General features: G+C 64.7%; 7 protein-coding genes. 3 read left to right on the forward strand and 4 right to left on the reverse strand.

Translation table 11 applies throughout. The annotated features are described in order from the left end of the window. Positions 1 to 76 precede the first annotated feature (76 nt). The gene (locus tag ACSQ23_RS21190; RefSeq protein WP_055887395.1) at positions 77 to 1,558 is read right to left on the reverse strand and encodes an ABC transporter substrate-binding protein; all 1,482 of its coding nucleotides are present in this window, start codon (positions 1,556 to 1,558) and stop codon (positions 77 to 79) included. 201 nt (positions 1,559 to 1,759) lie between these two features. Between ACSQ23_RS21190 and ACSQ23_RS21195 the strand changes: the two genes are divergently transcribed. From ACSQ23_RS21195 to dgoD, 3 genes are all read left to right on the forward strand, one after another. Further along, entirely contained in the window at positions 1,760 to 2,461 is a 702-nt protein-coding gene (locus tag ACSQ23_RS21195; RefSeq protein WP_055887397.1) for a GntR family transcriptional regulator, read from the forward strand. A 55-nt stretch (positions 2,462 to 2,516) separates the two neighbouring features. Continuing rightward, positions 2,517 to 3,665: a mandelate racemase/muconate lactonizing enzyme family protein gene (locus tag ACSQ23_RS21200; protein ID WP_055887400.1), complete on the forward strand. Its 1,149-nt coding sequence runs from the start codon at positions 2,517 to 2,519 to the stop codon at positions 3,663 to 3,665. A 222-nt stretch (positions 3,666 to 3,887) separates the two neighbouring features. Continuing rightward, the gene (dgoD, locus tag ACSQ23_RS21205) at positions 3,888 to 5,063 is read left to right on the forward strand and encodes a galactonate dehydratase (protein WP_436091781.1); all 1,176 of its coding nucleotides are present in this window, start codon (positions 3,888 to 3,890) and stop codon (positions 5,061 to 5,063) included. Positions 5,064 to 5,102: 39 nt separating this feature from the next. On the opposite strand, the gene ACSQ23_RS21210 is transcribed toward dgoD, so the two are convergent. The 3 genes from ACSQ23_RS21210 to ACSQ23_RS21220 form a co-directional block, all read right to left on the reverse strand. Further along, positions 5,103 to 6,437: an HlyD family type I secretion periplasmic adaptor subunit gene (locus ACSQ23_RS21210; RefSeq protein WP_436091782.1), complete on the reverse strand. Its 1,335-nt coding sequence runs from the start codon at positions 6,435 to 6,437 to the stop codon at positions 5,103 to 5,105. After that, a complete protein-coding gene (locus ACSQ23_RS21215) occupies positions 6,434 to 8,137 on the reverse strand; it encodes a type I secretion system permease/ATPase (protein WP_436091783.1) in 1,704 nt (567 codons plus the stop codon). The genes ACSQ23_RS21210 and ACSQ23_RS21215 overlap by 4 nt, the downstream gene beginning before the upstream one ends. Positions 8,138 to 8,330: 193 nt before the next feature. Next, positions 8,331 to 10,903 (reverse strand): beta strand repeat-containing protein (locus ACSQ23_RS21220; protein WP_436091784.1); only part of this gene is annotated, 2,573 nt, incomplete at its 5' end.

Genomic DNA, 10,903 nt, shown 5'->3' on the forward strand with positions numbered 1-10,903 from the left:
CGAACAGCGTTACCGCGGAGCGTGGGCAAACTTGCGCGGCGGGGCCAGGCAGCTGCCCGGCCCTGCCGCCGGCGTTCTAGAGGCCGCCGCCACCGTGGATCTTCCGCACCTTCTCCGCCGCGTCCTTGGCCGCCTGCTCGACCGTCATCGTGCCGGTGAGCGCATTCTGCATCATGTCGGGGACGATGATGTTCATGATTTCAGGGGCTTCCGGCAGCGCCGGGAACGGGATGCCGTTGGGGAGCATCGAGGTGGTGACGTCGAGGAACTTGATGGTGTCGAGCCGCTGTTTCATCCACTCGGTCTTGAAGCCGTTGACGTTGCCCGGGTTGGAACCGGCCCAGGCGAGCTTCAATGACCATTCGGGGCTGGTCCACATGCAGATCAGCGCCTTGGCCGCGGGCTCATCCACCTTGCCGCCATCGACGAATTCCGACTTGAGGATGTGGATGTTGGAGCCGCCGAACACCACGGCGCGCTTGCCGGTCGGGCCGGTCGGAATGAGGCCGTAGCGCATGTTCTCGAGCACGCTGTCGGCGACTGCCTTGTCCGAGCCGGTTGCCTTGCCGGCGAGTTCGACCATCCGGGCATATTCGGAGGGGTGCGAGATCATCATCGCCAGCTGGCCCGAGATGAACGGCGCCTGGTTCTCGCCCTGGGTGTTGGTCAGCGCCGAAACCGGAACCGATTTGTCCCGCACATACATGTCGTAGGAGGCCTGCAGCGAGCGGATGCTCTCGGGACTGTCGAGCCGCACCTCGCCATAGGTCGGGTTGGGATCGGCCTCGTCGAAGACACCGCCGCCATAGCCCCAGAGCTGCGGCATGTAGCGATAGGGCGTGTTGCCGGCGTTCTGCTTGGCGACGAGGCCATAGCCCGAGATGCCCAGCTTGTCGTGGATCTGTTTGGAATAGCTGACCACGTCGTCCCAGGTGGCCGGCGGATTTTCCGGATCGAGCCCCGCCCGCTTGAAGATATCGGCATTCCAGATGAACGCCATCGTCTCGTTATTGGTGGGAATGCCGTAGATCTTGCCGTCCCAGGTCACCGCCTTCATGGCGCCAGGCCAGAAGTCCTCGGGCTGGTAGCCGACATCCTCGGGCTTGAGCTCTTCGAGATAGCCCTTGGAGGCGAACTCGGTACCACCGAGGATCTGCAGCCGGATCGCCATCGGCGCCGAATTGCCGAGCAGCGCCGTGCGGAACTTGTCGAGCAGCTCGTTATAGGTGATGCCCTGCTCGGTCAGCTCGATGCCCGGGTAGGTGGCGCGGAACGCCGCGAAGAAATCGCGGTAGTTGTCGTGCATGATCTGCGGATCGGCTTCGAACATGCCCTGGTACCAGAAGGTCAGCTTGCCCGTGTAGTCGGTCGGGGTGACCGAGTTGCAGTGGCCGACCGTGTCGAACGTCTCGGTGCCAGCGATCGAGCGCACATATTCGGGCGACCACTTGCTGATGTCGATGCCTGCCCCCAGGGCCGTCGAGGCCATGAGACTGGTCGCCAGCGCGGCCGACAGCATGCCGCGCAGAAGCGCACGGCCAATTCCGTGTTCTGACATGAATTTCCTCCCTCCACCCGCGGCCGGCGCCCCTCGCGTCGGTCGAGAATGTCTGCCCGGCAACCCGCCGGTTACGCGAATTAACGCCCGGATTTCGACACAGGCAATCAGAATTTTGCAAAATCTTGCGTCTCTCTCTGGAAATCCTACGAGAAACCGGCAAAGCTGCCCCTGAGACCAAACGTCGGAATCGATTGAGAGATGAGCGCATACAAGGCCCGGCCACCCGTGGGCATCGACCCAACCGGAGTGTCGGAAGAAGGGGCTGCGGTTTACGAGTTGATCCGCGACGACATCATCTCGGGCCGGCTGGAAGCGAACTCCCGGCTCGTGGTGGCGGAGCTGTCGGAACGGCACAACTCACCGGCCAATGCGGTGCGCGAGGCGCTGCAGTTATTGCGCTCGCAGGGCTTCGTGCTGATCGTCCACAACAAGAGCGCCCGAGTGCGCCCGATCGACCAGGATTTCGTCCGCGACGTTTATGAGATCGGCGTCCTGATCGAACCTTCGATGGTGCGCTGGTTCGTCGACATGGCAACCCCCGCCGATATCGCCGAGCTCGAGGACATCCAGCGCCAGATCGAGGCCAACAACTTCGCCGATCCGATCCTCCACAGCGAGCTCGACACGCGGTTCCACACCGTGATGTACGAGCGGCACTACAACCATCTCGCCGCTGAACTGTGGTGGCGACACCGCGAAGTGCTGCGCGCCATCGGACATCGCTACAGCTTCACACTCTCCCGCCGCGCCCAGGTGATCCGCGACCACCGCGAACTGATCCGGCTGGTGAAGGCGGGCGATGCGGCGAACGCCGCGACGCTGATCGCGCTGCATGTCGATGGGGCGGGCCGGCATGTGCTCGAGCAGATGCGGGCCGCGAGCTCAGCGCGCGCCGGCTGAGGCAGTTTTCGCGCGCGAGCGGCGTGCACAATTGGTTTGAGGGAGCCATTTCATCATGAAAATCACCGGCGTGCGGCCTTGGTTGGTCAAGGCCACGAGCTCGTACTGGGGCGAGTACCTGTTCGTCGAAGTGACGACCGACGAGGGCATTTCGGGCTGGGGCGAGATCACCTCGACCACCAAGATCGCCAACCGGGCGCTCGCTGCCATCCTCAAGCAGGTGAGCGGCCAGATCGAGGGCGAAGACCCGAGCCGGATCGAACGGCTGTGGCACAAGCTGTTCCGCAGCTTCACCTATATGGGCAGCCGCGGCGCCGCTTGCGAATGCGTCAGCGCCATCGACATCGCGCTCTGGGATATCCGCGGCAAGGTGCTGGGGCTGCCGGTCTATGAGCTGCTCGGCGGCTCGGTGCGCGACGAGATCTCGCTCTATACCCACCCTGACCAAAGTAAGTTCACCTCGGACGCTGCGGTGGTGGCCGAGATCACCGATATCGTCAAATCCGGCCACACGGCGCTGAAGTTCGACCCCTTCCCCTACCAGGGCGATCGCGAGCGCCGCGACGGCTACCTCGACGGCATGCTGTCGCGCGCCGACGAGAAGAAGGCAGCCGACCTAACGGCGCTGATCCGCCAGACCGCCGGCCCGCAGGTCGAAATCCTGATCGACGCGCATGGCCGCTTCGATGTGCCGACCGCCATCCGGCTCTGCCGCACGCTCGAGGAGGCCGGCCAGATCGACTGGTTCGAGGAGCCGGTGCCGCCCGAGAGCTATGGCGCCCTGCAGCAGGTGCGCGAGAAGGTGAATGCCGCCATCTCGGTGGGCGAGCGCGCCCACACCAAGTGGGATTTCGTGCCGATCCTCGAGCAGAAACTTGCCGACTACATCATGCCCGATGTCACCTGGACCGGCGGCATCACCGAGATGAAGAAGATCGCCATCCTCGCCGAGGGCTATTACGTGCCGATCTCGCCGCATGATGCGGGCGGGCCGATCAATGTGCTCGCCGGCGCCCATGTGATGATGACGGTGCCTAATTTCTACCGGCTCGAGACCTCGCGCTGGGACCTCTCCGGCTACAACGAGCTGATGCACACAAGGCTCGACAATTCGAACGGCGCGCTGAAGCTGCCGCGCGTCCCCGGCCTCGGCATCGAAATGAACCGCGACTACCTCGAAGCCAACGAAATCAAGACGGCTTAGGACGGGGCACATAGATCGAACCCGCCTAGCAGTTGGGCTCGATCCTCACCTCACCCGCCGGCTGTCATCCCAGCGAAAGCTGGGACCCATCTCACAGCCTGCGCCTATGGAGAGTTGGATCCCAGCTTTCGCTGGGATGACACCGCGGGTGGTCCAGTCATCCGAGAAATTTCCGGCGCTCCAGGACAAGCGCCGTTCCAGATCCCCCCGAAGGAAACACCCATGAAAATCACCGGCATCGAAACCGTCGTCGTCAACGCCGTGCACCGCAACTGGATCTTCGTGAAGGTGCTGACCGACCAGCCGGGCCTGTGGGGCTGGGGCGAGGCGACGCTCGAATGGAAGACCCGGGCAGTGAAGGGCACCATCGATGACCTCTTGCCATTCCTGATCGGAGAGGACCCGATGCGGATCGAGCACCTGGTCAACACCATGACCCGGTTCAGCTTCTGGCCGCTCGGTTCGATCGGCCTCACGGCCGTCTCCGGCATCGAGCAGGCGCTGTGGGACATCAAGGGCAAGGCGCTGGGTGTGCCGGTGTGGCAGTTGCTGGGCGGCCGGGTGCGCGACAGCGTGCGCGTCTACACCCATTTGAGGCGCGGCGACAGCTCGGCGCGCGTCCCCAACACCGATATCTCGCGCTTCTGCGATGCGGTGCAGGAAACGGTCGAGATGGGCTACAACGCCATCAAGCTCGGCTTCGTCCCCTATACCGGGTACGATGCTCCCCTGCCCGCCGTGCGCCATGTCGAAAAGCTGGCTGCGGCGGTGCGCGAGCGGGTCGGCGACGGCGTCGAGATCATGACCGATTTCCACGGCCGCCCGGATTCGCTCGATGCCGCCATCGCCTACATCAAGGCGATCGAGCCGATCAAACCGCTGTTCTGCGAGGAAGTGATCCAGCCCGGCGATAGCGCCGGGATGGCCGACATCGCTCGCCGGGTCGATTGCCCATTGGCCACCGGCGAGCGGCTGTTCACGCCGCGCGAATTCCTCGAGGTGGCCCAGACTCGCGCCGTTGCCTATATCCAGCCCGACCTCGCCCACTGCATGGGCTTTACCGGCGGCCGCAAGATCGCGGCCATCGCCGAGGCGGCGCATATGGGGGTCTGCCCGCACAACCCGATGGGCCCGGTGGCCGGCGCCGTAGCGCTGCAGTTCGACGCCGCCACCACCAACTTCGTCATCCAGGAAGAGGCGGTCGGGATCGTCCCCTGGTTTGAGGAGATCTGCTCGAGCTACCCGCTCAACCTGGTGAATGGCGCCTGGCCAATTCCCGAGGCCCCTGGCCTCGGCATCGAGATCGACGAAAAGGCCGCCGCCCGCTACCCGTTCGCGCAGGAGGTGATCCCGGCGACGGAGTCGGTGCTCGCCGATGGCCGGATCGCCAACTGGTAGGTCATCCCGGGCGAAACGTCCTGCCAGGCCGAGGGGTGTTCAGCGCTGCTTGAACGCCCGGTCGAAGTTGGCGACCAGTGGGCTCAGGAGATAATCGAGGGCGGTTCGCTGCTCGGTGGTGACCAGCACGGTGGCGCCCATGCCGGCATGGAGCGCAATCTCGGGGTGATCGGCCAGGTCCTTGGGGTCGACCTCGATCATCGCCTTGTAGAAGACCGCCAGGGTCCGCTCGTCGGTGATGCGATCGGCAGAGACCTGCAGCACGGCGCCGCGGATCAGCGGCGATACGTGCTGCTTGAACGACGAGAAGCGCAGTTCGGCGGGCATCCCCGCCCGCAGCTCGCTGATATCCTCGACGCGGATCCGCGCTTCGACGACCAGCGTCGCCTTCTCCGGCACGATCTCGAGCAAGACCTGACCCGGTTGGACCACGGCGCCGGCGGCATGGACAGCGAGACCGACGATCCGACCGTCCGCCGGCGCTCGAATGATGGATCGCTCCAGGCGGGACTGCGCATCCTGCAGCCTGGGGACGATTTCGAGGATCTTGGATTGCGTTGTCGCCAGCGCTTCGGCCACTTCGCTCTGCCGGTCGCGCCCCAGCTGATTGATCTGCTGCTCGATTTCCGCGATTTTCTGGTCGTTGCTGGAGTCTTCGGCAGCAACCGCGCCCAGCCGGCCCTGCACGTCGGCCATGCTGCGCTCGAGATCGCTGACCCGGCCGCGGGTGGCCAGCCCATCTTTCAGCAGCTTGTCGAGGCGTTCGCGTTCGGCGGTCAGGGAGGCAAGCTGCTCCTCATAGGACAGCCGGGTCGACGTGCTGCCCTTGGCCTGTTCCCGCAACTGATCAACACGCCGCAGCAGGATATCCCGCGCGCCGAGCAGCGAGTCGTTGCGGGCGCTGAACTCGTCGCGCTGGCTGGCGATCGTCTGCAGCACGTAGGGCGCGTCGCTGGCGAGCAGTTCATCCGGAAACGTGATCTCGCTGCTGCCGTTCAGCTCGGCGGTGAGCCGCGCCTCCATGGCCCGGGCCAGCGCCAGTTGCTGGAAGTAGATGTCGTACTGGGCGCGCGCGGTGGTGTCGTCGAGCGTCATCAGCGTGGCGCCTGCGTGAACGAAGGCGCCGTCGGAAATACCGATGGATCCGACAATGCCGCCCTCGAGGTGCTGCACGGGCTTGCGGCTGCCCTCGACGGTGACAATTCCGTCGGCGACGACCGCGGCGTTGAGTGGAGCCAGGGCGGCCCAGCCACCGAGAACGCCGAAGAACAGCGCGAGGATCAGCACGCCGGCAATGATCGGCCCGGCGGCGGACTCCGAGACGGCCGGAGCCGGTGGGCGGCCACTCCCGGCGATGGTCAGCGACGCACTCATGCCGGCACCTGCGAGCCACGCGGCATGACGGCAGTCTTGGCTCGGTCATTGAGCACGGCGATCACCTCGTCACGCTTGCCGAAGAGCTCGATGACGCCGTCGCGCAGATAGAGGATCTTGTTGACCGCGCCGAGTGTCGAGGGTCGGTGCGAAACGATGATCACCGTGGAGCCCAGTTCGCGCAGGCGCGCCATGCACTCGGCCAGCGCCGCATCGCCATCGGAATCGAGGTTGGAGCTCGGCTCATCCAGCACGACCAGGCTCGGCATGCCGAACACGGCGCGCGCCAGGGCGATCCGCTGCCGGTAGCCGCCCGAAAGCGCCGCGCCGCCCTCCCCGATCTGCGTATTGTAGCCTTCGGGCAGGCGGAGGATCATCTCATGCACACCAGCGAGCTGCGCCGCCTTGACGATCTCGGCATCGGCTTCGGCATCGGTGCGCAACCGGCCGATATTGGCCGCAACGGTGTCGGAGAACAGCTCGATATCCTGTGGCAGGTAGCCGACATGCTGGCCAAGCTGCTCGCGCGGCCAGGTCAGCACATCGGCGCCATCGAGCCGCACGGCGCCGCCGGTGGGGCGGAGCACGCCTACAATGTGACGCACCAGCGTGGATTTGCCGGCCCCCGATGGCCCGATCAGCCCCATCGCGTCGCCGGGATCGAGCTGGAAACTGACGTTGCGCAAGGCGACCCGCGGCGTATTGGGCGGCACGAAGGTCAGCGCCTCGACCGCCAGCGCGCCGGTCGGACGGGGCAAGGACATGGCCGCGGCGCGTTGTGGCACCGCATCCAGCATGTCGCGCACCCTGACATAGCTGGCTTTGGCGGCCACAAGACCGCGCCAGGCGCCCACCAGTTGCTCAACCGGCTGCAGCGCCCGACCGAGCAGCAAGGTCGCCGCAAACAGCGTACCGATGGAGGTCATCCGCTCGAGCGCCAGATAGGCTCCGAGCCCCAGCATCAGGGACTGCATCGCGAGGCGGACGAAGCGAATGAGGCTCGACATGGCAGCGGCGCGGTCGCTGGCGACCGACTGGCGGTCAAGCAGCCGCAGGCGATCGTCCGACCAGCGGCCAAGCAGCCCCTTCATCATCCCCATCGAGTCGAGGACTTCGGCATTGCGGAGGCTGGCCTCGGTGAAACCATAGTTGCGCGCGGCAGCTTCGTTGGCTTCACGCAGCGGCTCGCGCGTCAGCCACTCGTTGGCCAGCGCCAGGAGGATCAGCACGGCACAGGCGCCGAGCGCGAAAAAGCCCAGGGCCGGGTGCAACAGGAAGATGATCAGCACGTAGATCGGCGCCCAGGGCAGGTCGAATGCTGCGTGGATACCGGATCCGGTGAGGGCCTGACGAAAAGCGTCGAGATCCCGCAATGGCCGGCCCTTGTTTTCCGGCTGGCGCACCGACGCCTCGATGACCCGGGTGGCGAGCAGCCGATCGAGACGCACCGAGGCGCGCGTCAGGACCAGGGCCCGCACCGCGTCAAGCCCGGCCAGCGCGCCAAGGGCAACCAGCAACGCAAGGGTGAGCATGATCAGGGTGGCGACGCTGCCGCTGGTCATGACGCGATCATAGACCTGCAGCATGTAAAGCGGCGAGGCGAGGTAAAGCAGGTTGACCGCTAAGCTGAACAGCCCGGCGGCAACGAAATAGCCGTTGAGCTGGGTCAACAGGAGGCGGGTGTCGCTTGGCTTGGACATGAAACTATCCGTTCCGACCAGTCATCGATACGCCGCGATGCCCAGTCTTACCCATTCTCGAGTTACCCGCCATCGCGCGATGGCAATGGCGTTAACCCGGGGCGTTGGCATGCGGCCGATGGGGAGGCCCAGCTGTTGGTTGGGCCATTCCGCTGTGCAGCCGCCGGCAGTGCCGCCGATTGCACCAGGCGCATCAAAGGTTGAACTCCGTGCTTGTCAGGTTGTGCGTGCCCAGGAGTTCGATCTCGAAATCAGCCACGCCGTCACCGTTTACGTCGCCGTGGACATAGGTATTGCCGCCGGACTGATGCCAGGTGACGCTGTTGGCCACGACACCGGTGTTCTGCGCCGCGACGAACGTGAAGGCCTGATCAGTCGCGAGAGCGGTGTTGGCGTCGATCTCGATCAATCGGATCTTGTCGGTGCCCACCACGAAGCCAGTTATGACGTCCCGGTTGCCGGCGCCAACGGTGCTATCGCCGATCGCGGTGTAGACGAAAGTGTCGATGCCAGCACCGCCGTTCAAGGCGTCCGCGCCCGCGCCACCCACCAGCGTATCATTGTCGGCATCGCCATTCAGGATGTCGTTGCCAACGCCACCGACGAGCAGGTCGTTGCCGCTGCCGCCATTGATGGTGTCAATGCCGCCATTACCGAACAGCATGTCGTTGCCATTCGTTGCATCAAATGTCTCACCGGTGGAGGATGAGGCGACGACGTCGAGTGAGTTTGTCCCGGTCAGGGGCGAGGTGCTGTCGATATTGAGCGCATAAGTGGCGGTTCCGAGCTGGTAGCCGAGGTACGTCCCGCCGTTGGTAAAGACCAGACTATCGACGTCAACTTGCGTCGCACCGCTGAATTGGCCGGTAACGGTGATCGAGGAGTCGTTGTAGGTGATGAGCAGGTCGTTGCCGACGCGCTCGAACCCAAGTGTCGTGAACAAGGTGGCAGAGTTGGCGGTGGTGATCTGGATGAGATCGGTGCCGCCACCAGTGGTTTCGTCTACACGATCGTTGCCGTTGCCGGACGAGGCAAAGACGTAAGTGTCGTTATTGTTGCCGCCCGCCATCTGATCGTTGCCAGCGCCGCCGTTCAGCGTATCGGTGCCGGCGCTGCCGATCAGAGCGTCACTGCCGACGTCGCCGTTCAGACTGTCGTTGCCGTTGTGGCCATAGACGATGTCCACGACGTTTCCGCTGCCGTTGAAGGTGTCCCCGCCGGTTCCGTAGACCACGACGTGGGCATTGAATGTCGCGCCGCCCACGCTCACTGTGAAGCTGGTGTCGGTTCCGTCGTCCACGCCATTGTTGCCAACGTAGAAATTGCCGGTGGTGTTCGACGTCGCGTTGCCGTCGACGACATCCATCCCATAGAGCCCCCCGGTATTGGAGAGGGTGTAGGTGAAGGCGCCGCCGTCGACATCACCGGTGGCAACGAAGGTGCCGATCAGGCCATGCGCATTGAGCGTCGTACCGTTGTCGGCACTGGATCCGCCCGAGGCGAGGATGAAATCGAGCCCGGTGGGCGCGTCATTAGCACCGGTCAGGCTGAAGGTCAGGGTCTGCGTGGTGGTGCCGCCGTGACCATCGGAGACGATGAAGGTGAAAGCCTCTGACGGGTTGTTGCCGGTCTGCAGGGCGTCGAAGGCAGGCTTGGCGGTATAGGAGTAGGTGCCGTTGCTGGAGACCGTGAGATCGCCATAAGTGCCGTGCGCCACGACGCCGCCGGCCGTCACGGTGATGGCGGAGCCATCGGTCGGCCCCTGGATGCTGGAGATGGTCAGAGGCGTATCACCATCCGGATCGGCGGCGGCCGACGCCGCGACCAGATTGCCGTTGGCGACGACGGTGCCGGCATTGTTCGCCAGCGTGTCGGCAACTGCCTGCACGACATTCGAAGCCGTTGGAGTGTCGTTGGAGCCATTGATGGTGATCTGGGCGGTCGCGGTGTCGGTGCCGCCATGCCCGTCCGAAATGCCGTAAGTAAAGCTCAGAGTGGCAGATTCGCCCGTGCCGAGCCCCTGGAAGGCATCGCCCGCAGTGGTCCAGAGGTTGACCGCTCCGGTGGCCATCACTGCCAGATGCGCTACACCGGTCGTCGTGGTGATCATGAACCGCGCCGCCTCACCGGCGCCTGCCGCTTCGGAGGTGATGACCGGTGTGGAGAGCTGGAGGTCGGTCTCGTTCACGGCTACGCCGGTCACACTCGTCACGCTCACCCCATCACCGTCAGGATCGCTGTCCGCCGGAGCATTTGTCAGCACGTTGCCGACGGCGAGCGGCACGGAAGAGGTGCCGCCACTGATGCCATTCTCCGTCGTTGTGAAACTGTCAGGCTTCGCGTCGGGAGCCTCGTTCGGCGCCGTTACGGAAATGACCGAATGGGCGATATTGCTCGAGGCGATGCCATCGCTGACGGTAACCGTGATGTCGCGGTCGGTGATGTCAGGGTGGCTCTCGCCATTGCTGAAGCGGAGCTGCTGCAGTACGGCCTGGTACTGAGCCAGTGTGCCAATCCCGGTTAGGGTGAGGACGCCGGTGCTCGAGTTGTAGCTCGATGCCGAGATCCCGGCAGGCGGACTCCCTGCGATCGACAACAGGTCACCGGTCTTGTGGTTGGTGACGGTTATCGTGGCCGAGGTCAGCTCAGTGTTGTCGACATCGGCAATGGTTACACCGCTGTCGACAATCGCCGTCGCTGCACCGGCGGCCGAGGTCGCGGCATAACCGGTACCAGCGGCGCTGGCATCGAGGTCAAGGGTGGGGG

It is taken from the genome of Devosia sp. LjRoot16 (assembly GCF_964252795.1).
GTDB lineage: Bacteria > Pseudomonadota > Alphaproteobacteria > Rhizobiales > Devosiaceae > Devosia_A.